This is a genomic window from Actibacterium sp., from assembly GCF_055134745.1.
In genome coordinates this window covers 37,205-59,709 of the sequence record NZ_JBSRVX010000055.1, presented here as the reverse complement: position 1 = coordinate 59,709, position 22,505 = coordinate 37,205, and the positions used below count along the sequence as shown (strand labels likewise).

The 22,505-nt window shown below is 64.4% G+C and carries 23 protein-coding genes and 1 riboswitch; of the genes, 7 read left to right on the top strand and 16 right to left on the bottom strand.

Annotation, left to right across the window (positions count from 1 at the left end):
* The first annotated feature begins 179 nt into the window (after positions 1–179).
* Positions 180–620, top strand: a complete 441-nt coding sequence (locus ACTCHC_RS11790; RefSeq protein WP_463022787.1) for a heavy metal-binding domain-containing protein — start codon at positions 180–182, stop codon at positions 618–620.
* 65 nt (positions 621–685) lie between these two features.
* Here the strand turns inward: ACTCHC_RS11790 and ACTCHC_RS11785 are convergent, their stop codons facing one another.
* From ACTCHC_RS11785 to ACTCHC_RS11760, 6 genes are all read right to left on the bottom strand, one after another.
* Entirely contained in the window at positions 686–1,429 is a 744-nt protein-coding gene (locus tag ACTCHC_RS11785; protein ID WP_463022691.1) for an energy transducer TonB, read from the bottom strand.
* Positions 1,426–2,205, bottom strand: a complete 780-nt coding sequence (locus ACTCHC_RS11780; RefSeq protein ID WP_463022690.1) for a cobalamin-binding protein — start codon at positions 2,203–2,205, stop codon at positions 1,426–1,428. Before ACTCHC_RS11780 ends, ACTCHC_RS11785 begins: the two co-directional genes overlap by 4 nt.
* Positions 2,205–2,942 carry an ABC transporter ATP-binding protein gene (locus ACTCHC_RS11775; RefSeq protein WP_463022689.1) on the bottom strand — a complete coding sequence of 246 codons (738 nt, stop codon included), beginning with the start codon at positions 2,940–2,942 and terminating at the stop codon, positions 2,205–2,207. Before ACTCHC_RS11775 ends, ACTCHC_RS11780 begins: the two co-directional genes overlap by 1 nt.
* A complete protein-coding gene (locus tag ACTCHC_RS11770) occupies positions 2,939–3,928 on the bottom strand; it encodes a FecCD family ABC transporter permease (RefSeq protein ID WP_463022688.1) in 990 nt (329 codons plus the stop codon). Before ACTCHC_RS11770 ends, ACTCHC_RS11775 begins: the two co-directional genes overlap by 4 nt.
* A gap of 199 nt (positions 3,929–4,127) precedes the next feature.
* Entirely contained in the window at positions 4,128–4,955 is an 828-nt protein-coding gene (locus ACTCHC_RS11765; RefSeq protein WP_463022687.1) for an ABC transporter substrate-binding protein, read from the bottom strand.
* Between the two features lie 127 nt (positions 4,956–5,082).
* A complete protein-coding gene (locus ACTCHC_RS11760; RefSeq protein WP_463022686.1) occupies positions 5,083–6,921 on the bottom strand; it encodes a TonB-dependent receptor plug domain-containing protein in 1,839 nt (612 codons plus the stop codon).
* A gap of 136 nt (positions 6,922–7,057) precedes the next feature.
* Positions 7,058–7,256: riboswitch (cobalamin riboswitch) on the bottom strand.
* A 133-nt stretch (positions 7,257–7,389) separates the two neighbouring features.
* Here ACTCHC_RS11760 and ACTCHC_RS11755 point away from each other — a divergent pair.
* The gene (locus ACTCHC_RS11755; protein WP_463022685.1) at positions 7,390–8,265 is read left to right on the top strand and encodes a beta-keto acid cleavage family enzyme; all 876 of its coding nucleotides are present in this window, start codon (positions 7,390–7,392) and stop codon (positions 8,263–8,265) included.
* Between the two features lie 3 nt (positions 8,266–8,268).
* On the opposite strand, the gene cueR is transcribed toward ACTCHC_RS11755, so the two are convergent.
* Positions 8,269–8,661: a Cu(I)-responsive transcriptional regulator gene (cueR, locus tag ACTCHC_RS11750; protein WP_463022684.1), complete on the bottom strand. Its 393-nt coding sequence runs from the start codon at positions 8,659–8,661 to the stop codon at positions 8,269–8,271.
* Complete coding sequence (locus tag ACTCHC_RS11745; RefSeq protein WP_463022683.1) at positions 8,658–11,087, bottom strand: heavy metal translocating P-type ATPase; 2,430 nt, start codon at positions 11,085–11,087, stop codon at positions 8,658–8,660. The genes cueR and ACTCHC_RS11745 overlap by 4 nt, the downstream gene beginning before the upstream one ends.
* A 148-nt stretch (positions 11,088–11,235) precedes the next feature.
* Here ACTCHC_RS11745 and rpe point away from each other — a divergent pair, with 148 nt between their 5' ends.
* From rpe to dctP, 4 genes are all read left to right on the top strand, one after another.
* Positions 11,236–11,928 carry a ribulose-phosphate 3-epimerase gene (rpe, locus tag ACTCHC_RS11740; protein ID WP_463022682.1) on the top strand — a complete coding sequence of 231 codons (693 nt, stop codon included), beginning with the start codon at positions 11,236–11,238 and terminating at the stop codon, positions 11,926–11,928.
* Positions 11,929–11,952: 24 nt separating this feature from the next.
* A complete protein-coding gene (locus tag ACTCHC_RS11735; protein WP_463022681.1) occupies positions 11,953–12,378 on the top strand; it encodes a TIGR01244 family sulfur transferase in 426 nt (141 codons plus the stop codon).
* A gap of 93 nt (positions 12,379–12,471) precedes the next feature.
* Entirely contained in the window at positions 12,472–13,488 is a 1,017-nt protein-coding gene (locus tag ACTCHC_RS11730) for a TRAP transporter substrate-binding protein (RefSeq protein ID WP_463022680.1), read from the top strand.
* Positions 13,489–13,655: 167 nt separating this feature from the next.
* Entirely contained in the window at positions 13,656–14,672 is a 1,017-nt protein-coding gene (dctP, locus tag ACTCHC_RS11725; protein ID WP_463022679.1) for a TRAP transporter substrate-binding protein DctP, read from the top strand.
* 269 nt (positions 14,673–14,941) lie between these two features.
* Here dctP and ACTCHC_RS11720 read toward each other — a convergent pair whose 3' ends face one another.
* The 4 genes from ACTCHC_RS11720 to ACTCHC_RS11705 all read right to left on the bottom strand — a co-directional run bounded on the left by ACTCHC_RS11720 (position 14,942) and on the right by ACTCHC_RS11705 (position 18,722).
* Complete coding sequence (locus ACTCHC_RS11720) at positions 14,942–16,237, bottom strand: TRAP transporter large permease (RefSeq protein WP_463022678.1); 1,296 nt, start codon at positions 16,235–16,237, stop codon at positions 14,942–14,944.
* 67 nt (positions 16,238–16,304) lie between these two features.
* Positions 16,305–16,820 carry a TRAP transporter small permease gene (locus tag ACTCHC_RS11715; RefSeq protein ID WP_463022677.1) on the bottom strand — a complete coding sequence of 172 codons (516 nt, stop codon included), beginning with the start codon at positions 16,818–16,820 and terminating at the stop codon, positions 16,305–16,307.
* Between the two features lie 297 nt (positions 16,821–17,117).
* Complete coding sequence (locus ACTCHC_RS11710; protein ID WP_463022676.1) at positions 17,118–17,462, bottom strand: phasin family protein; 345 nt, start codon at positions 17,460–17,462, stop codon at positions 17,118–17,120.
* A gap of 120 nt (positions 17,463–17,582) precedes the next feature.
* Positions 17,583–18,722, bottom strand: a complete 1,140-nt coding sequence (locus ACTCHC_RS11705) for an alpha-D-ribose 1-methylphosphonate 5-triphosphate diphosphatase (protein WP_463022675.1) — start codon at positions 18,720–18,722, stop codon at positions 17,583–17,585.
* Between the two features lie 80 nt (positions 18,723–18,802).
* Here ACTCHC_RS11705 and ACTCHC_RS11700 point away from each other — a divergent pair, with 80 nt between their 5' ends.
* The gene (locus tag ACTCHC_RS11700) at positions 18,803–19,492 is read left to right on the top strand and encodes a DUF1045 domain-containing protein (protein ID WP_463022674.1); all 690 of its coding nucleotides are present in this window, start codon (positions 18,803–18,805) and stop codon (positions 19,490–19,492) included.
* Here ACTCHC_RS11700 and phnN read toward each other — a convergent pair.
* From phnN to phnK, 4 genes are read right to left on the bottom strand one after another with little or no spacing between them, the layout of a single operon-like run.
* Complete coding sequence (gene phnN, locus ACTCHC_RS11695) at positions 19,474–20,016, bottom strand: phosphonate metabolism protein/1,5-bisphosphokinase (PRPP-forming) PhnN (protein WP_463022673.1); 543 nt, start codon at positions 20,014–20,016, stop codon at positions 19,474–19,476. The genes ACTCHC_RS11700 and phnN overlap by 19 nt on opposite strands.
* Entirely contained in the window at positions 20,016–20,696 is a 681-nt protein-coding gene (gene phnL, locus ACTCHC_RS11690; protein WP_463022672.1) for a phosphonate C-P lyase system protein PhnL, read from the bottom strand. Before phnL ends, phnN begins: the two co-directional genes overlap by 1 nt.
* Positions 20,697–20,715: 19 nt before the next feature.
* Positions 20,716–21,675: a magnesium transporter CorA family protein gene (locus ACTCHC_RS11685; RefSeq protein WP_463022671.1), complete on the bottom strand. Its 960-nt coding sequence runs from the start codon at positions 21,673–21,675 to the stop codon at positions 20,716–20,718.
* Positions 21,676–21,678: 3 nt separating this feature from the next.
* Entirely contained in the window at positions 21,679–22,449 is a 771-nt protein-coding gene (phnK, locus tag ACTCHC_RS11680; RefSeq protein ID WP_463022670.1) for a phosphonate C-P lyase system protein PhnK, read from the bottom strand.
* Between the last annotated feature and the right edge of the window lie 56 nt (positions 22,450–22,505).

Sequence of the window (22,505 nt, the reverse complement as noted above, 5' to 3'; positions counted from 1 at the left end):
TGGCGCGGCTTCGTAGGAATACCGAACGTCGTCCATCCATTTTAGTTTGCAGGTCATTGCAATCCATTACTATGCTCCAGCCTCACGACGTACCGCTGAGTATGCTACCAGAAAATATAGGGAGAGTGATCTTGGCTCGTTGTTCAAAGTGCCGAAAGTCAGGATTTGGCTTCTTGGAGATGAGGGACGGGAAATGTCCTTCATGCGTTCAAGAGGAAAAGAAAATCGACGCTTCAAAAACTGATGCCGAGCGCCGCGCAGAGGCCGTGGCCAAAGAGCGCACCAGAAAAAACGCAGCCCAGATACCACTTACCACCGAAGCAACGATAGGCGATGTCGTTCGCCTCGGTATCATTGCGACCGAAGTCGTTCTGGGTATGAATATCTTCCGAGATATACTCGCGAATGTTCGCGACATTTTTGGAGGGCGCAGCGGTGTTGTACAAAACACGCTCGAAGAAGCACGCGAAGCTGCATTTGAAGAGCTTCGGATCAAGGCCGCGGAACTTGGCGCGGATGCTGTGATCGCCGTCGATATCGACTATCATTCGATCTCGACCGGCAGCTCAAACAATATGATGATGGTTGCCGTGTCCGGGACCGCTGTCCGGACTAAGTGAACGGAGCGAACGGCCCAGCTACGATTTCAGGAAAGGTTGATCCAGCACGGGTCCGCAATTTACCCCTAATTCACCGCAAAATCCAGCGGCAGGTCGAACTGCGCCTGTTCCTGTGCAAACCCGTCGGGCGCGCGCGGCAGGCGCGCGCGCTGCACCGCCCGCAACGCCGCCTGATCCAGCACCGGCTGGCCCGAACTGCGCCGCAACTGCGCCGAGATCAGTCGCCCGTCGCGCGATATCACGATGCGCACCAGCGCCTCGCCGCCCATCCCGGCCCGGATCGCGGCGGGCGGCACGCGGTGCACCCGCGCCACGCGCGCCTGAATCTGCGCGCCCCAACTGGCGGCCAATGCGCGCCCCTGCCCCGCCTGCGCGCTGTTGCCGCCCTGGCCTGTCACGGTCGCCCCGCCCCGGCTGGCCGCGCCACCCGATGCTTCGGCGCGCGGCGGGGCGGCGGTTTTTTTCTGCGGGGGGGGCGGATCGGCGCGGGCCGGGGTGATCGGGGCGCTGTCGGGCATTGGTGCGGCGGGCCGCACCATCGCCAGCGCCCGATGCGCAGGCTGCGCCACCGTGGGCGTGCCATCGGCCCCCACCGGGGCCAGCGGCGCAGGTGCGTCGGACTGGATCCGGGGGGCCGAGGCCGGGGCGATCATGGCGGCGAAGGCCTCGCCTGAGATAACGGCGACCTGCACCGCATCGGGGCTGTCGGCGCGCGCGTCGGGGCGGCTACTGGGAAAGGCGCCGCCAAACAGCAACCCGGCCACCAACCCGCCATGGGCCAGACCCGATGCGATGATGCCCCACCTCATCCCTGCCCCCACAGCGCATGCACGATCGCGTCCAGACCGTCGCTCAGCGCTGCCGGACCCGGTTGCAGGATGAGGGCGGATTTGATTTCAACCACCCGGCCCGCCCGCACCGCCGGAATGGCGTCCCAGCCCGGGCGGGCCATGATCTTTTCGGGCCGGGCCTTTTTCCCGCACCAGGACGCCAGGATGATATCGGGGGCTGCGTCGATCACCTGTTGATGGGTCACGATCCGACCTGTGGCCGCCTGTTCGCGCGACAGACCGGCAAACACATCGACCCCGCCCGCGATCCCGATCAGCTCTGACACCCAGCCGATGCCCGATATCATCGGATCGTCCCATTCTTCAAAATACACACGCGGGCGACGGGCGCGCGGGGTGGTGCGCAGGGCATCCAGCCGGGTTTCAAACCCGCGCGCCAGCGTATCGGCGACCCCCGCCACCCCCACCAGCGCGCCCAGCGTGCGGATCATGTCCAGAATACCCGCCAGATCGCGCTGATTGAACCCGTGCACCGCCACACCGGCGCGGATCAGATCGGCGGCAATATCGGCCTGAAGGTCGGAAAATGTCAGCACCAGATCGGGCTTCAGCGCAAGGATTTTCGGGATATCGGCGGATGTGAACGCCCCCACCCGCGGCTTTTCACGTCGCACCCGCGCCGGGCGCACCGCATAGCCCGACACGCCGACGATCCGGTGATCCTGCCCCAGCAGATAGAGCGTCTCGACGGTTTCTTCTGTCAGGCAGACGATGCGTTCGGGCGGAAAAGCCATCACAGCGCCTCCAGCGGTTGAAAGACCGGGCCGTCAGCGGTGTCGGCGTAATAGGCGCGCAGGCCGAAAACGCGGGCCAGATGACCCTGTGTCAGCACCTCGCGCGGCGCGCCATCCGCCACCACGCGCCCCTGCCCCAGCAGCACCAGCCGCGTGCAATGGCGTGCGGCCAGCCCCAGATCGTGCAGGGATGCCACCACTGCCCCGCCCCGATCCGCATGATCCGCAAAAACCCGCATCGCGGTGATCTGATGCGCGGGGTCCAGGCCCGCGATCGGCTCATCCGCCAGCAACAGCGGCGCGCCCTGCGCCAGCGCGCGGGCGATCAGCACCCGGGCCTGTTCGCCGCCCGACAATTGCGTGGCGATGCGGGTGCGCAACGCGGTCAGATCCATCCGGGCAAGTGCCGCATCGACGGCGGCGGTTTCGGCCCCGTCGCGCTGCGCGATGCGCCCCAGCGCCACCAGCGTTTCGACCGTCACCGGCCAGGCGATTTCGCGCTGTTGCGGCAGCCAGGCGGCGGCGCGGGCGCGGGCCATGGGGGCAAGCGCGGCAAGGCTGCTGGCGCCTGTGAACGGCAACAGGCCCAGGGCGGCGCGCATCAGCGTGGTCTTGCCCGCGCCATTGGGGCCGATCAGCCCGACAAATTCGCCCGGTGCGACGGTCAGCGTCACGCCATCCACCACCGGGCATTCACCCCGCCGCACCGTCAGGTTATGTAACGACAGCAGGGTCATATCCCCTGCCTCCGAGTTTTCCAGATCAGATGCAGGAACAGCGGCGCGCCGACCAGCGCGGTCAGAACGCCCAGCTTCAGATCGCGTTCCGGCGCGATCAGGCGGGTGGCGATATCGGCGGCCAGCAGCATCGCCGCCCCGCCCAGTGCGGCCGCAGGCATCAGCCGCCCCGGCCGCGCCCCCACCAGCGGGCGCAGCAGATGCGGCACCACCAGCCCGACAAAGCCGACCGCGCCGGCCACCGCCACACCCGCCCCCACACAGGACGCCACCCCAAATATCAGCAACAGGCGCAACCGCGTCAGGTCCACACCCATCGACCCCGCCGCATCCTCGCCCAATGTCAGCGCGTCCAGACCGCGCCCCAGCGGCAACAGCATCGCCCAGCCCAGCACCATGAAGGGGGCCGCCAGCCAGACATGGGTGAACGACCGGTCCGACAATGACCCCAGCATCCAGAACACGATCTCGGACGCGGCATAGGGGTTGGGCGACAGGTTCAGCACCAGCGATGTCAGCGCGCCGGCAAAGGCCGATACCGCGATCCCGGCCAGGATCAGCACCAGCGCCGTGCCGCGCGGCCCCGCCAGCGCCAGCAGGATCAGAACCGCACCCACCGCCCCCGCCAGCGCCGCCAGCGGCAGCGCCAGCGCAAAGGCGGATGCCAGCCCGGTTTGCAGCGCGATCACCGCCCCCAAGGCCGCCGAGGATGACACGCCGATAAGCCCGGGTTCGGCCAGCGGATTGCGCAGATATCCCTGCATCGCCGCCCCCGACAGGCCCAGACTGCCGCCCAGCATCAGCCCCAGAATGGCGCGCGGCAGGCGGATTTCACGCATCACCAGCACCTCGGCCTGCCCCTGCCCCCCCAGCAGCGCGCGCAGGCTGTCACCCAGCCCAAGGCCCGCCGGACCGATCAGCAGCGATGCGGTGAACAGCAGTGCCACCAGCAGCGACAGAAGCAGGATGAGGGTGCGGAATGTCATGACATTCCCCCCGACCACAAAGGGCCGCGCCCGAACCGAGGGGGGGGCGTAAAGCGCCCGCCCCGTGGGGGCGGTTCGGGCGCTGCCCGGCGTTGCCGCCGGGCGGAACAGGATGGACCGGATAACACCCCGTCAACCAAATACCCGCGATCATGGCGCGGCCCTTGGGGGCAGACCGAAAGGATCATCCGCGCAGCGTTCACTCCCCCGCCTCCCACCGCTGCCGCGCATCCACCAGCGCCGCCACCGCGTCCAACACAAAAGGCGTCCCGCAGACCCAGTTGGCATCCGTCACCGGCGCATCCGCCCGGGTCAGCCCGGCCAGCGCGGGGTGATCCATCAGCGCCTCGGCCTGCGAGGCACCGGGATAGCGGCTGGCGGTGATGATCATGTCGGGGGCCAGCATCACCAGAACCTCCAGCGGGATGGTGCCGCCGCCCGGCACCCCGGCCTGCCCGGCGATATTGTCATAACCGGCTGCGGCCAGAATATCGCCGGGCAAGCCGCCCTGCCCGGTCGTATAGCCATTGGCCGAATAAAGGGCGGCGCGCGGGCGGCGCGCGGGATCGGATCGCAAAGCTGCCAACCCGGCTTCGAACTGCGCGATCATCTGCGCCGCGCGGGTCTCGCGCCCCAGCAGGTCGCCCATCCGCGTCAGGTTCCGGCGCACATCGTCCAGCGATGTTTCGACCGGGAATTCTTCGACCGCGATCCCCAACCGGCGCAGCATCGCCACGGCGGGACGCGATGTATAGGTGCCCGCCAGCACCAGATCGGGGCGCAGCAGGAATACCTCTTCGGCGCGCCCGTGGTTGATCGGGTATTGCCCCGCCTGCCCGGCCATCGCCGACAGGCGCGGCTCGCGCGACAAGAACGACACCGAGGCCAGTTGCCCCGGTGCCGCCAGCAGCATCGCCAGCTGATCGGTGCACAGGTTCAGCGAGACGACGCGCTGGGGCGCGGCCCCCAGCGGCACAGCCGTCAGGATAAGCGCCAGCGCCCCGATCCCGCCCTGGCAGACCCGCAACGCCGCAGCGATCCTGCGCGAAGGGCAGCGCCCGGCCCAAGGCCGGGCGACACACCACCCAAACCACCGGAAAACGGCGCCGACATACCTCATCGCCCCCTTCCCCATATGGTTTGGCCCCACCATCCTAGAACCGCTTGCGCAGGCCGATATAGAAGGCCCGATCGGATGTGCCATAGCCCGGAACCATCTGATATTCCGCATCAAAGACGTTTTCGATCCGCAGATAGGCATCCGTGCTGTCATTCACGGCATAGCTGAACGCGGCATCCACCACCGTCATATCGGGCAACCCGGCCCGGTCCGCCCCGTGCAATGCGGTCAGCGTCGTGGTCAGGTCCGGCGTCAGGTCATAGCTGGCCGATGCCGACAGCAGATGCCGCGGCGTGCTGGTCAGCCAGCTTGAACTGTCCAGAACCACCTGCGACTGGCTGTCGGTATAGGTATAGGATGCCTCGACCCCCAGCCGATCCGTGATCTGGCCGCCCGCCGACAGTTCCAGCCCGCTGCGCCGCGATGTGCCGACCGCCTGATAATAGGCAAAGGTGGTATTGTTATAGTCAATGATATCCTTGGCTTCGATATAGAACGCCGTGGCCTTGACAAAGCCCTGCGCGCCAAAGGTTTTCTCGATCCCCAGTTCGGCGCTGGTGCTGGTTTCGGGCTGCAGCGCCGCATTGCCGGCAAACGCATCGAACAGCTCATAATTCGATGGCGCGCGGTATCCGTTGGCCAGGCTGGCGCGCAGGATCAGATCTTCGCGAGGGCGAAAGGCCCCGGCCAGACGCCCGGTGACAAAATCGCCGAATTGCGAATGATCGTCCAGGCGCAGGGTGGCCGTCAGATCGGTGCGCGCATCGGGGGCAACCGACAGTTCGCCGTAAGCGCTGTTGGTGCGGCTGTCATAGCCGGTGACGCCAAAGCCGAAATCGTTTTCATAGGTCTGCTTGACCGTTTCCAGCCCGAAGACCAGCCGCCATACCGCCCCCAGATCGCTGGCGCCGCGATAGCCCAGCGTCTGGCGCTGGCCGGTATAGTTGAAACTGAACGGGCCAAACCCGTTGGTGCCAGTCAGGGTGCGGTCGATGTTGAACAGGGCCAGCTCCAGCTGGTTTTCCACCGTGCCCGTGTCAAACTGCACCGCGGCGCGCAAACCGGCGGTGTCGTTTTTGGTCACGTCATCGGGTGTGCCGTCAACGGGGCCGCTTTCGTCATAGTCGAACCGGCCCTTTTCGCCGAAACCCGACAGGATCAGCAGCGCGCCATTGTCCAGCGCCTTCTGGCTGTAAAAGCTCAGCCTGTCGGCGCGAAAGCCGTCAGCCTCGGGATTGCCGGCATTTTCATCGGCGGCGGAAAAGCCGTCCGTTTCGACATGCGACAGGGTAAAGGCCAGCTCATCCGCGCCGCGCCGCGCGGCAAAGCTGTAGCTGCCCTTGAGCGTGCCATAGCTGCCAAATTCCAGCCCGACCTCTTGTTCCACGCCGTCCTTTGTGGCGCGTTTGGTGGTGATATCGACCACGCCGCCAATGCTGCCCGACCCGTACAGCGCCGATTGCGAGCCTTTCAGAACCTCGATCCGGCCGATATCCATCGTCGTCAGGCTGCCGAAATCGAAGGCCACCTGCGGGCCGGAGGGGTCAGAGACATCAATGCCATCAACCCGCACCGCGATATTGGTCTGGCTGACGCCGCGAATGGTCATCCCGGTCTGCGATCCCAGCGGGCCACGGGCGCGGATATTCACGCCCGGCAGGCGTTTGAGAACATCCGTGGCGCGGGTATCGCCGGTTCTGGCGATGTCATCGGCGGTCACGATCTCGACCGAGCTGCCCGAACGGGCGGTATCGGTGTCTTCCAGATTGGCGGATGCGGTGATGCGATCCAGCACGATCACCTCTTGCGCGGTCACGCCAAAGGGGGCGAACCCGGCCAGAAGTGCGGCGGTTGCTGTAGCTGTGGTTTTCATGGTCTTGCCCTGATGCAACGGGCCCGCAGGCCCGCATGGTCCGATGATATGTCATTGAACAGGGCATGGCCCCGCCGCCGACGGTGAAACGTCACCGCTGCGGACAGGCCGCCTCCGGCACACGCCCCGCGTGCAGGAAAGGGTGATCACCTCGGCAGGTCTCCTGGCTTGCGGGTCTGGGCTTGGCTGGCCTTCCCGGGGATCGCCCCAGTGGCATAGTCAGCTTTCGCTCGCCGCTTACAGTTGCGGGGGCAGCCGCGGATTGGCCTGACAGGCATCACCGCGTTCCCTTTTCATCCGCCCCGAAGGGCGGAACCGAAGTAGGATTGTGATGAACGGATCACCGAGCAGAGTCAACTCTCATTGCGACCCTGCGCACAGGGATCGGGTTTGCATTGTCCGCAGGACGCTCTGCACGATAGCATCGCAGGGCAAGCCCCGATCGGGCATGGTGCAAGGGGGGATATGATGGCCAAACTGATTATCGAGGCGCGGATTAATGAATATACGATGCGCGACCAGAACCGCCACGTGCCCTGGACCGTTTCTGAAATTGCCCGCACCGCCCGCGATTGTGCCCGGGCCGGGGCGGCAGTGATCCATTTTCACGCCCGCAGGCCCGATGGCGCCCCCGATTTCAGCTATGACACCAATCGCGACATCATCCGCGCGATCCGGTCGGAATGCGATGCGCTGGTCAGCCTGACATTGGGGGCGCATGCCCTGCAGAATGCCGGGACGGATCAGCGAATCGAGCATGTCATGCGTCTGGCCGAGGACGGGTTCGCGCCCGATTTCGCGCCGGTCGACATGGGGTCGACCAATGCCGACCGCATCAATGACGATGGCAGCTGGTTTGCCAGCGAAGACCGCGTCTATGTCAATTCCATCGCCACGCTGAAACATTTTGTGCGGCGGTTCCGGCAGGCCGGCATCCGGCCGCAATTCGTGCATTGGAACATGGCGATGCTGCGCAGCACGCAGATGTTCATGGCGGCCGGGCTGGTCGATCCGCGCGCCTATGTGCAACTGGCGCTGGGGGCCACCAACCTGTCGATGCCGCCGCCCAGCGCAGCGGGTCTGGCGACCTATCTGCCGTTCTTGCCGGATTTTCCGCTGGAATGGTCGGTGTTCTGCACCGGCGGGTCGATGCTGCCGCTTCTGTCGGGGATTTTGCAGGCGGGCGGGCATGTGTCGCTGGGGCTGGGCGATCATGGCTATCGCGAACTGGGTGCGCCGACCAATGCCGATGTCATCGCCCATGTCGTCGAACTGGCCCGTCAGGCCGAGCGCGAACCGGCAACGCCGGATGAGGTGCGTGCCCTTTTGGGCCTGGGGGGCTGAGTGTCAGCCCGCCCCCTTGGCCAGCCCGGTCAGGATCGGGCAGTCGGGGCGGTGATCGCCCGCGCAGGCAGTGATCAGATCGGACAGGGTGGCGCGCATCGCCTGCAATTCGGCGATCTTGGCGTCGATCTGGGCAAGATGGGTCTGGGCGATCTGTTTGACATCGGCGCTGGCGCGGGCCTTGTCGGTGTAAAGTGCCAGCAGCGCGCGGCATTCTGGAATCGTGAAGCCAAGCGAACGGGCGCGGGCCAGAAAGATCAGGCTGTGCACATGGGTATCGCTGAAATCGCGATATCCGTTTTCACCCCGGTCCGGGGTGATCAGGCCGATCTCTTCGTAATAGCGGATGGTTTTGGCGGGCAGGCCCGCCCGATCCGCCGCCTGCCCGATATTCATATCTTCGCCCCCACAAAGCGCAGCCGCAGCGCGTTGGTCACGACGAACACGCTGCTGGCCGCCATGGCCCCCGCCGCCAGCATCGGCGACAGCATCGGCCCGCCGAACATGTGCAGCGCCCCCGCCGCGACCGGGATCAGCAGCACGTTATAGCCGAAGGCCCAGAACAGGTTCTGGCGGATATTGCCCATGGTGCGGCGGCTGAGGTCAACGGCGTTGACCACGCCGACCAGATCGCCCGACATCAGCACAACATCGGCGGTTTCGATCGCCACATCGGTGCCGGTGCCGATGGCGATGCCGATATCGGCGCTGGCCAGCGCGGGCGCATCGTTGATGCCGTCACCGACAAAGGCCAGCCGGCCTTGTGTCTTCAACGTATCCAGCGCCTCGACCTTGCCCTTGGGCAGCACGCCCGCGATCACCGTATCGATGCCCAGTTGCGCGGCGATGGCATCGGCGGTGGCCTGGGTATCGCCGGTGATCATCGCGGTTTTCACCCCGGCGGCGTGCAAGGCATCAATGGCCACACGCGCCGAGGGTTTCACCGGATCGGCCACGCCCATCACCGCCACGGCCCGCCCGTTGATGGCCGCGAACACCGGGGTGGCCCCGGATGCCGCAAGGCGGGCGGCCTGTCGGGGCAGATCCCCCGGCGCAATGCCTTCGCGCACCAACAGCCGTTCGGCCCCGACGACCACGGTTTTGCCTTCGACAACCGCGCGCAGACCAAAGCCGGGGATTTCCTCGAATTCGGTGGCGGGCGGCAGCGGGGCATCCCCCGCCGCCTTGGCGATCGCCCGCGCCACCGGGTGATCTGACAGGCTTTCGACCGCGGCGATCAGGCGGTGCATCTCAGCCGCATCCACGCCATCGGCGGTGATGGTTTCGACCAGTTCGGGCCGCCCCATCGTCAGCGTGCCGGTCTTGTCGAACGCCACGACCTGCACACCCTGCAAGGCCTGCAACGCATCGCCCCGCCGGAACAGCACCCCCAGTTCCGCCGCGCGCCCGGTGCCCACCATGATCGACACCGGCACCGCCAGCCCCATCGCGCAGGGGCAGGCGATGATCAGCACCGACACCCCCGCCACCAGCGCCGATTGCAGCGCGGGCGCGGGGCCGAAGACCAGCCACAAGATCACGGTCAGCACCGCCGTTGCCAGAACCGCCGGCACGAACCACGCGGTGATCCGGTCGACCAGCCCCTGAATGGGCAGCTTGGCGCCCTGGGCGTCCTGAACCATGGCGATGATGCGGGCCAGCACCGTGTCATGGCCGATGCCGGTGGCACGATAGGTGATCGCGCCCTGCCCGTTGATCGTGCCGCCCGTGACCGCATCGCCGGGGCCTTTTTGCACCGGCACCGGTTCGCCCGTGATCATGGATTCGTCCAGATAGGATGTGCCGCTGTCCACCTGCCCGTCCACCGCCACGCGTTCGCCCGGACGCAGGCGGATCAGATCGCCCAGCGCGATGGTGTCGATGGCGCGTTCCTGCGGGCCGGTTTCGGTCACCACCAGCGCCGTGTCGGGCCGCAGCCCCATCAGCGCGCGGATCGCGGCGCCGGTGCGGCCCTTGGCGCGGGCCTCCAGCATCCGGCCCAGCAGGATCAGGGTGACGATGACGGCGGCGGCCTCATAATACACATCACGCGCGCCGTCGGGCAGGATGGCCGGGGCAAAGGTGGCCACGGTCGAATAGACCCAAGCCGCCGCCGTGCCCAGCGCCACCAGTGAATTCATGTCCGGCGTGGCCCGCAGCAGCAGCGGCACGCCATGGCGAAAGAACCGCCGCCCGGGCCATGCCAGCACCAGCGTGGTCAGCGCGAACTGGATCAGGTTATTGGCCGTATGGCCGATGCTGCGCGCGATCAGGTCGTGAAAGGCCGGGATGAAATGGCCGCCCATCGCAAGAATTACCACCGGCAGGGTCAGAATGCCCGCGATCCACAGATCGCGCCGCAATTGCGCGCCTTCGGCCTGTTGCGGATCGACATGCTGTTCGCTGTCGGCCACCGGTCTGGCCTGATAGCCCGCGCCCTGCACCGCCGCGATCAGGGCGGCGGTATCCTGGTCACCGGCCACCTGCACCCGCAATTGCCCCGTGGCCAGGTTCATCGTGGCCGCCGTGACGCCCGGCTGGGCCAGCGCCGCCTTTTCGATCCGCCCGACGCAGGACGCGCAAGTGGCACCGGTTACATCCAGCAAGACCTGCGATGTATCCACCCCGAACCCGGCGGCGCGCACCGCGTCGATCACCGGCGCAATGGGGCCGTCAAAACTTATATCGGCGGTCTTGGTGGCCAGATTGACCTGGGCCGACCCCACCGATGGCACCGCGTTCAGCGCCGTTTCGGCCCGGCGCACGCAGGATGCGCAATGCAGGCCGTCAAGGTGAAGGCGCGTGGTTTGCTGGGCAGTCATGGCATGGACCCTTTCATGGTTCCTGTCTCAGATAGGGGTTCCAGTCACCGGAAGGTCAAGGGGCAATCGCCGCTTTTCCGCCGCCCCACCCTTGACGAGGCCCAAGCCGGACCCCATTAGCAAACCAGCACATACCAAGGAGCCTGCCATGCCCTTTGATCGTTCCATCAAGATCGCCCCCTCGATCCTGTCCGCCGATTTCGCCAATTTCGGCGCCGAGATCCGCGCGATAGAGGATCAGGGCTGCGACTGGGTGCATGTCGATGTGATGGACGGGCACTTCGTGCCGAACATCACCTTTGGCCCGCAGATGTGCCGCGCGATCCGCCCGCATGTGAAAACGGTGATGGATGTGCATCTGATGATCGCGCCCGTCGATCCCTATATCGACGCCTTCGCCGATGCCGGCGCCGATATCATTTCCGCGCATCTTGAGGCAGGCCCCCATATCCACCGCACCTTGCAGGCCATTCGCGGCGCTGGCTGCAAGGCCGGTCTGGCGATCAATCCCGGCACCGGGATCGAGGATGTCGAATACCTGCTGGATATGATCGACCTGATCTGCGTGATGACGGTGAACCCCGGCTTTGGCGGCCAGAAATTCATTCACAGCCAGATCGACAAGGTGCGCAAACTGCGTGCCCTGATCGGTGATCGCCCCATCCATATCGAGATCGACGGCGGCATGACGCCGCAAACCGCGCCGCTGATGGCGGCGGCGGGCGCGGATGTGTTCGTGGCCGGTTCGGCGGTGTTCAGCGGCGGCAGCGTTGACAAACCAGCCGTCTATGGCGCCAATATTGCCGCGATCCGGGCCGCGGCCCAGGCGGCCGCGCGCTAGGCCACCCCTATAACGGAGATGACGATGGATATCCGCCCCCTGACCCCCGGCCTGGCCGTTTCACCGCAGATATCGGCCGCGGATGTGCCCGCCATTGCCGCGCTGGGATATAAAACGCTGGTCTGTCACCGCCCTGACGGCGAAGCCCCCGATCAGCCCCCCTGCGCGCAGATCGAACAGGCGGCCCGCGCGGCGGGCATGTCATTTCACTATCAGCCCTACAGTCCGGGCATGGCGATTGATCCGGTCGTGGATGCCTTTGCCGCCGTTCTGGGGCAATCGACCGATCCGGTTCTGGCCTATTGCCGCACCGGCACCCGCTGCACCACGTTATGGGCGCTTGGCGCTGCCGCCACGACCGACATGGATACGATCCTGTCTGCGGCGGCAACGGCAGGATATGATCTGTCCGGCCTGCGCCCGCAACTGGCGGCACGCCAAGTTGGCTAGATGCCAGCAAGGCCTCTCAAACTTCTTGCCACAGTAACTTTCGTAAAATATCAATTGTAAGTCGGTTACATTATTTCTGGGAGGAAATACCACATGAAACGAATTCTGTCGGGCGCGGCAATGGCCGTAGCCCTGTTTGCAGGCGCGGGTCAGGCGCTGGCCGCCGATGTCACGCTGAAGATGTCGAACTGGTTTCCCCCCGGCTATTACGGCTGGACGGAAATTCTTGGACCATGGGTGGAACAGGTCGAGCGCGTGACCGAAGGCCGGGTCAAGATCGACGTTCTGCCCAAGGTCGTGGGCACCGTGCCGGGCCAGTTCGACGTTGTGCGCGACGGTCTGGCCGATATCGGCTATATCGTGCCGGGCTATACCCCGGGTCGGTTCGACTTGATCGGCTTTGGCGAATTGCCGCTGCTGGCGGGTGACGTTCAAAAGCTGGGCCCGTCCTTCGATGCGGTTTATCGCAAGCATCTGGAACCGCTGGGCGTTTTTGATGGCGTGCATGTGCTGTCCATCTTTGCGATTTCGCCCCTGCAGATGCACACCAAGAACAAGAAAGTTGAAACACCGGCAGATGTCAGCGGCCTGAAACTGCGCGCCTCCAGCGCGGTTCTGACCGATGCCGTCAAGCTGATGAATGGCGTTCCGATCGTCAAATCCGTGTCGGAGGCATTCGAATTGCTGTCTTCGGGCACGATTGACGGCCAGATCACCACCCCATCGGCGGCTTATGGTTTCAACATGCTGGACCTGCACAACCAGCTGCTGCTGGTCGATGGCGGCTTCAGCAATTCGGTCAATATGCTGGCCATGAATGAAAAGTCCTGGGCCAAGATTTCGCCCGAGGATCAGGCCGCAATCACATCCGTGTCCCAGTCCGCGCTGGCAGCCCTTGCATCGAAAGTGTCATGGGAAAAGGATCTGGAAGCATTCGAAGCCATGCGCGCGGCCGGTTATACCATCACCGAAGCGACGCCCGAAGCCACGGCCGAATTCGCCAAGGTGCTGGCCCCGATCGAAGCCGCCTGGCTGGACAAGGCCAAGGCAGCCGGCCTGGCTGATCCCGCCGCAGTTCTGGCCGAATACCGCGCGATGATCGCCAAGTAATACCTTCGCGAAAACGCGATCACGCATATCTGAAACGGGCGAGGCAAGAACTCGCCCGTTTTTTTATGTTTAACGGGTATATGGTTAGGCGAAGCAGTTGCTTTTTGCGCAAAACACTGCTCGAATATCACTATCGGATAATTTGCCGAAAATATGGGAGGACTACCATGAACAAGATTCTGACTGGCCTTGCGCTTGCAACGGCCATGGCGGCCGGCACCGTGGCGGCACACGCGGAAACTGTCACCATCCGCTATTCCAACTGGCTGCCGCCCACCTATTATGGCTGGATCGAGGTGATTGAACCCTGGACCAAGGAAATCGAGCGCGTCACCGAGGGTCGCGTCAAGGTAGAGGTATTGCCCAAGGTGGTGGGCAGCGTTCCGGGCCAGTTCGACGTGGTGCGTGACGGTCTGGCCGATATGTCGCTGATCATTCCGGCCTATACCCCGGGCCGGTTCAACATGATCAACTTCGCGGAACTGCCGCTGCTGCCGGGTGATGTAAGCAAGATCGGCGCCGCCGTGAACCAGATCTATCGCGAAGATCTGGAGGGCAAGGAAAAGTTCGACGGCGTAAAAATTCTGGGCGCCTGGGGCATTTCGCCGATGCAGCTTGCCACCAAGGGTAAATCGGTCACGACCATGGACGATTTGAAGGGGCTGAAGATTCGCGCCTCTAACGCCGGGGCGACCGAAGCCCTGAAGCTGACGGGCGCGGTGCCGGTGCAAAAGTCGATCGCCGAGACCTTTGAACTGTTGGCCGGGGGCACGATCGACGGCCAGATCAACACCGCCTCGACCATCGTCGGCTTCAACATGGTGCCGCTGACCGATCATTTCCTGATGATCCCCGGCGGTCTGGCCAACAGCGTCAGCATCATGGGGATCAATGAAAAGACCTGGGCAAAGATTTCGCCCGCTGATCAGGAAGCGATCATCGAGGCCACTCTGAAGGGCCCGGTAATCGTCTCGCCGGCTGTGGACAGCCGCAAGTCCAAAGAGGCTCTGGTGGCGATGAAAGAGGCCGGATACACCATCACCGAGGCCTCGCCCGAAATGACCGCGGCGTTGACCGAGGCGTTGGACCCCATCCGTCAGGACTGGATCGACAAGGCAAAGGCCGCCGGTCTGGAAGACCCGCAGGCGATCCTGGACAAGTATCTGGCGCTGATCGCCGAATAACCACAGGCCCGGCGGCCCCAGCGGCCGCCGGGACATCACAGGCATTAAGGGCAGGTTTCTTACCTGCCCTTTTTTCGTTACCGATGCCCAGCGGTGAGCGCAGGCGCTTTCGTGTCTGTGGGCCATCGCCGGGCCGTTGGCAGCGGCCCCCCTCTCCTCCTGACGGGTCAGAACAGGTGCGGCGCTGGAACAGCCCCACACGGCTAACCCCGAACGCAACAGGGGCGCCCGAAGGCGCCCCTGCCGGTCAGGTATCGTATACGAAGGGATCAGCCAAACAGCAGATGCGGCAGGAACAGCGATATGATCGGGAAGAAGGCGATCAGCGCCACCCGTATGATATCAACGACAATGAAGGGCACGATGCCGCGAATGATGCTGCCAAGCGGCACATCGGGCACCACGCTTTTCATCACGAACAGGTTCAACCCGATCGGCGGCGTGATCAGGCCCAGTTCGACCAGCACCACCAGAAGAATACCGAACCAGACCGGATCAAAACCCAATCCGACCACCACCGGAAAGAACAGCGGCACGGTCAGCAATATCATGGATGTGGTATCCATGATCATACCCAGAATGATATAGATCACCACGATCGCCGCGATCACCATCGCGGGCGAGAAGTTGGATTCGGTGACAAAGCTGAGCAGGGCCTCATGCGCGCCGGAATAGTTCAGAAACTCGGTAAAGATCATCGCACCAATCACCAGGGCGAACAGAACCGCCGATGTCTTGGCGGTGTCCAGCAGGATATGATAGAATTGCTTGAACGAGATGCGGCGACGCAATCCGGCGATCAACACGGCACCCATGGCCCCAAATCCGGCGGCCTCGGTCGCGGTGAAAAAGCCCGAATAGATGCCACCGATCACCAGAACGAACAGCAACAGCGCCGACCAGACGCCCGACAGGGCCCGTATGCGCTGCCGCCAGGGTGTGCGAAAGGCCGCCGGTGCCGCCTTTGGGTTGCGCATCACGATCCATTGCACCGCGCACAGATAGAGCGCCACCCCAAGCAGGCCGGGGATCAAGCCCGCCGCATACAGCTTGCCGATATGGGTTTCGGTGATGATGCCATAAAACACCAGCAGCACGCTGGGCGGGATCAGGATGCCCAGTGTGGCGCCGGCCGCGATGGTCGCGGTGCTGACGCTGTCGGCATATTTGAATTCGCGCATAGACGGGATGGCGACCTTGCCCATCGTCACCACAGTGGCCACGCTGGAGCCGCAGATCGACGCAAAACCCGCGCTGGCCACGATGGTGGCCGAGGCCAGACCGCCACGCCGCCCCCCCAGAAACGCCTGGGCCGAACGGAACAGATCGGCCGAAATGCCGGTGCCCGCGACCACGTTCCCCATCAGGATGAACAGCGGGATCACCACCAGCGTATAGGTCATCGACCCCTCGCGCGCGGTATTGGCGATCATCGTCATGGATTGCGGCCAGCCGACAAGATAGCCGAAACCCACAAATCCTGTGGCGGCCATGGCCAGCGCGATCGGGACGCGCAGAAAAATCAATGTAAAGGCGAACAGAAAACCAAGGCCAGCGATCAGCATGGGCGATATTCACTTTCTTTTGAAGGATTGACCGAGGCGCGCAACATCGGCGCCGCCCCACACTGTGTCATTCAGCGCTTTCCGCCATGCGGCGCGCCGCTTCCATTTCCGCCGATTCCTTGCGGGTATGCATCTTGAACAGCAGCACAACAAAGGCCAATGCTGTCGCGCCGGACATGATCGCAATGGCATACAGCGCTGGCGCGAGCGGCAGGCGCAACGCCGGGGTCAAATCATTATAAGACACCGCCCGCCCGGCCTGTATCCACAGATGCCAAGCGATCATGCCAAAGATTGCCGCGCCAAGCACCCCGGTCAGAATGTTGCGGATGGCGTTGAGAACCGGACCGGCGATGGAGTCGATCAGATCGACCGAGATATGATCTTGAGACAGCGACACGACCGGCAGCAGCACAAAGATCATCACCGCCAGACCGATTTCGGTCAATTCTCCGGCCCCGACAAGCGGCCGGTTCAGGAATGTCCGCCCGATCACGTCGATAAATGTCATAACTGTCAGGATGAACAACAGCACAGACGCGATAATACCCGCACCTGTCCTGAACATCGAAATCAAGCCCATTCATATTCTCCCTTTTTGGCGGCTCGCACAGCAGCGATCCGCCCGACACTCCGCCCTTTCAGCCCAAGCCAAGGTGGGATGACAGATCGTTGTGAAAACGCCTGCCCGGACCCTTGCGCAAAGATGAAAGTGACCCTCCCCGGTCATCTGGTTGAAATGTAACCAGAATGGCCAGGCGGGTCAAAGCTATTTACAGAGAATTTCCGGCATCATGTGCCAAGGCGCGCAGAACGAGGCAAAATGCATGCTCTGCGTGCGCAGCTTCACCGCAAACCCAAGGGGATCGCAGTCAGGTCTTCAGTTTTGCCTGTCTTTTCCGGCGCTTTGCAGCAGCTCGTTGCCAATCTGCAAAATCTTGCCCGTTTCGACGGCATATTGTTCCATCGCGGTCTTCATGAACCGGGCCTGAATTTCAGCCAGTTTGGTCATGTCGCGGCAATTCAGCAATTCATGCTGCGTCTTGGCGTCCTCTTTCAGGCGCATATTGACGAATTCCGCCCATTCGGTGCCAAGGCGCGCCATGTTCTGCATCATTTCGGCGCCATAGCGGCCCAGCATGTAAAAGGCTTCGGGCTGTGACGAATCGCGGGGCTTGGCTGCAGTATCGTCTTGCACCATCTGCTTGAGTTGCGGCTGTGTCATGACATCCTCCCTTTTGGCCCCGCCCTGTCCATCAGGGGCGCGGGTCGTTTCCCTAACGTCAAGATAAGGCAGAATCAGCAATTCCCAATGCGTCATTGTGTCTGATCGGCGAACAATCTCTTATGCCACACGGCGTCCGCGCACCCAGGTCTCGCGCACCATGGGCGTGCCGTCCACCCGCGCCACCCGGATCAGATCGGCCCGCGCACCCGTCTGCAGCCGACCACGATCGATCAACCCCACCGCATCGGCGGGCGCGCGGGTCACTGTGGCGATACCACGCGCCAGATCGCCCCAGATATCGCCCAGCATCACCGCCGACATCAGCAGGGCGGATGGCACGTAATCGGATGACACGATATCCAGCAGGCCCATATCGGCCAGATCGCGGGCCGCCACATTGCCCGAATGCGACCCACCCCGGATCAGGTTGGGCGCGCCCATCATCACCGCGATGCCATGGGCGCGGCAGGCGCGGGCGGCCTCGACCGTGGTAGGAAATTCGGCCAGCCGGATCCCATGCGCCGCCGAAACCGCCACATGGGCGTCGGTTGTATCGTCATGGCTGGCCAGCACGGCCCCAAACCGCGCGGCCTCGGCCACCACGGCGGCTTCGTGGCGGTCGCCCAGCCGGTCGCGCATCTCTTTCAGATTGGCGATATGCGCGGCGAATTCCGTCTCGGACAGGTTCTTTTTCCCCATCACATAAGCCTTCAGCTTGGATATATCGCGAAACTGCCGCTGGCCCGGCGTGTGGTCCATCAGGCTGACGATGCCCACCCGGTCATCGCGCCCGAAGGCGGCCATTTCCTCGATCAGGGTTTCCGAACAGACCTCGGCGCGCAGATGCAGGAAATGGCTGATCCGCAGTGCATCACGGTCGCGCAGCGCCAGCAATTCACTGGCCAGCCCGCGCGCATAGACCATATAGCCGCCCTTGCCCGATGGAATGGACCCCACGCGCAGCGCATCGAACACGGTGGTGATGCCAACCCCGGCCAGTTCGGCATCATGGGCGATGATCGCGCTGGCATGGGGCCAGTCCACGCCGGGGCGCGGCTGGATATGGCGTTCCAGATTGTCGGTATGCAGCTCGATCAGGCCGGGCGCGATGATGTCGCCGCTGCAATCGACCGCGCCCGCGGGCACGGCTGAACCGCTGTCGATATCGGTGATATGGCCATCCTGCACCCGGATCGCGCCCCGGATCACCTGATCGGGCAGCACCAGCGTGGCATTGGCAAAGATGGTCTGGCTCATGCCGGTCTCCTTGATATGTTTGTGTGACCCGTGCGATGCCTGTCATGCTGACGTTGCGCAGCCCCGTTATGGGACGGACCATGGAAAATTACGACCGATACGCGATCTATTACGCGCCCGAACCCGGGCCACTGGCCGATTTCGGCGCGCAGTGGCTGGGATGGGATGCGCAGATGGGCGAATGGCGCGAACCGCCCGCCCTGCCCGGCCTGCCGCTGCCCGCCACCGACATCACCGCCACGCCCCGCAAATACGGATTTCACGGCACGATCAAGCCGCCATTCCGGCTGGCCAGCGGCATGAATGCCGTCGGGCTGCACCGGGCGATGGCCGCCCTTGCCCGCCGCCTGCCCCCCGTAACCTTGCCGCGCATGGTGCTGTCGTGGATCGGCTCGTTCGTTGCGATCATTCCCGACGGGCGGGCCACCGAACTGGCGAATATGGCGTCGCAGGTGGTGATGGAACTGGATCGTTTCCGCGCGCCCCTGACCGCCACCGAAACCGCCCGCCGCCGCCCCGAAGGGCTGAGCGAGACCCAGCGCGCGCTGCTGAACCGCTGGGGCTATCCCTATGTGATGGAGGAATTTCGCTTTCACCTGACCCTGTCGGGCAGCCTTGACCCTGATGATGCCGCCGCCACGCTGGCGGCGCTGGCGCCGGTCGTCGGCCCGCTGATCCCGCAACCCTTTGCCATCACCAGCCTGTGCCTGTTCGGTCAGGCCAAAGACGGGCAGTTCCACAATCTGCACCGCTATACCCTTTCGGGCTGAACGGCGTTCAGCATCGCGGCCCGGGCCACTTCCAGCGCGCCGTCATTGCGGATCACCCGAACGTCCAGCCCCGCGGGCAGGTCATATTCGGCACGCTGCAGCCGGCGGGCAATGTCCGGCGCATCCTCGCGCCCGCGTGCGGCCAGCCGGTCGGCCAGAACCTGCGGCGCGGCGGTGATCAGCAGAACGCGCAGGCCAGGATAGGTGGCCGCCGCCTGCGCCAGCACCGTGCGTGACCCGTTGAACAAAACGGTCTTGCCTGCGGCCAGCGCAGCGTCGATCGTGGCGGGGATACCGTAATAAAGCCCATGCGCCTGCCACCAGATCGCGAAATCGCCGGCATCGCGGCGGCGCATGAATTCGGCCTCGCTCACGCCCTCAAAATCCTCGCCCCCGGCCTCGGCGGGCCGTGTGATCACCCGGCGCGCCAGAACCAGATCGGGGCGCACGGCCTGCACTGCCGCCATCAGCGTATCCTTGCCCGCCCCCGACGGGCCGACCACGGCAAACAACCGCCCCGCCATCAGGCGGCCTGCGGCGTGAACGCCGTTACATCCACCACCCGGTCGCAGACCCGGTTGCGCGCCGCCTCGTCATGGAAGATGCCGACAATCGCCGCCCCGCGCGCCTTGGCCTCTTCGATCAGGGCCAGCACGACCTCGCGGTTCTTCACATCCAGACTGGCGGTGGGTTCATCCAGCAGCAGCGCCGGATAGTCATGGGCAAAACCGCGCGCGATGTTCACGCGCTGTTGCTCGCCCCCCGAAAAGGTGGTGGGCGACAGGCCCCAAAGCCGCTGCGGGATGTTCAGCCGCCCCAGCAGCCCGCGCGCATGGTCCAGCGCGGCCTCGCGCGGGGTGCCGACATTCAGCAGCGGCTCGGCCACCACCTCGACCGTGGGCACGCGCGGCACGACGCGCAGGAACTGGCTGACATAGCCCAGCGTATGCCGGCGCAGTTGCAGGATCTCGCGCGGCTCGGCGGTCGCAACATCGACCCCGCCCACCAGGATGCGGCCCGACTGGGCCAGGTAATTGCCCCAGATCATCCGCATCAGCGTCGATTTTCCCGCCCCCGATGCCCCCACCAGCGCCACGCATTCGCCCGCCACTACCGACAGATTGGCCCCGCGCATCACCGGGATGACGGTGCCGCCCTGATTGTGCAGGGTAAAGGATTTGGACAGGTCGGATATCTCGATCATCGCAAGGGGCCTTTCGCGCCTAAAGCCAGTGGCGCCATTTGAAGTAGAAATAGGTTATCAGCGCCGAGGCCACCATCGCCCCGACCGCCAGCGGATATCCCCAGCGCCAGGCCAGTTCCGGCATATGGGAAAAGTTCATGCCATAGGCAGATGCGATCAGCGTCGGCGGCAGGAACAGCGCCGCCACGACCGACACGATGCGCACCGTATCGTTCTGCGCCAGATTGATCATGCCCAATGTGGCCTCCGTGGCCAGGCTGACGCGGCTGGACAGGAAATCGGCGTGAACCTCAAGCGCCTGAATGTCACGGCTTTCGGCCTTGATCAGCGCCCGCAGCGCCGGGCCTTCGGGCCGTTCGGCAGCCGTGACGGAATAATAGCTGAGCATCCGATCCAGCGTCAGCAGGCCCAGACGGACCCGGGCCAGCGCCTCGCCCTCGCGGCCGATCTGTTCCAGAAGCTTGCGCAGAAGATCGGGCTTCTTGACCGCATCGCCGCCAAAGACCGTGCTGGCGGCGCCATCCAGCGCCTTGCCCACGGCCTCCAGCAGATCGGCCAGCCGGGCGACGATCTCTTCGACCAGTCCCAGAAACAGCCGCTCGGGCGTGCCGCAACCTGCGGAACTTTTCTCGGCGCGTTCGGGATAGGTCACGAAGGGGCGCGGCGCGTGATGGCGCACGGTGACCAGCCGCGCGGGCGTCAGGATGAAGGTCACAGGACCGGCCATCGCCTGTTGGTTCACCGACAGGCCGGGCAGAACCACGGTCATGTAATCCACCGATCCTTCGCGATAAAGCCGGTTGGAGATCTCGATTTCTTCCATATCGGCCAAGGTCGGCACATCGACCCCCAGCGCGCCCGTCTTTGCCACCTGCGCATCCAGCGGGCGATAGAGATCGACCCAGAGCGCGGGCGTGATATCGTCCTGCGGCGAGAGCTGATGCAGACGACCGGCATCGTGGCGATAGGCAAACAGCATGGCTTAGACCTGCAATACAGAGCTGACCAGCAACTGAGTATAGCCATGCTGCGGATCGTCAAGCACCTGATCGGTCAGGCCGGTTTCCACCACATGCCCCGATTTCATCACCATCAGCCGGTCGGCCAGCAACCGCACCACGGCCAGATCATGGGTCACGATCACCGCCGACAGCCCCATCTGCCGCACCAGCCCGCGCAGAAGATCAAGCAGCCGCGCCTGCACCGACACATCAAGCCCGCCGGTGGGTTCGTCCATGAACACCAGCCGCGGGCCGGTGACCAGATTGCGCGCGATCTGCAAGCGTTGCTGCATGCCGCCCGAAAAGGCGCTGGGGCGGTCGTCGATCCGGTCGCCGGCGATCTCGACCCGGTCCAGCCAGTCCAGCGCCTGGCCCCGGATAGTGCCATAATGCCGCGCCCCCACCGCCATCAGGCGTTCACCGACATTGCCGCCCGCGCTGACGCCCATCCGCAATCCGTCGCGCGGGTTCTGGTGGACAAAGGCCCAGTCTGTGCGCCCCAGCATCCGGCGTTCCGGCTCGGACATCGTCAGGGTGTCTTTCGGCCCCTCGGCGCGGGTGTCGAACAGCACCTTTCCGGCATCGGGGGTCAGATGGCCTGCCAGACAGTTCAGCAGCGTCGATTTGCCCGACCCGCTTTCGCCGACGATCCCCATCACCTCGCCCGGATAAAGGTCAAAGGACACATCGGCGCAGCCGATCCGCCCGCCATAAGTCTTGGCCAGACCCTGAACCTGCAACAATGGCGTCATGACCGCGCCCTTTCCATCGAAGACCAAAATTTTTCCCGAAAAATTTTCGGATGAAA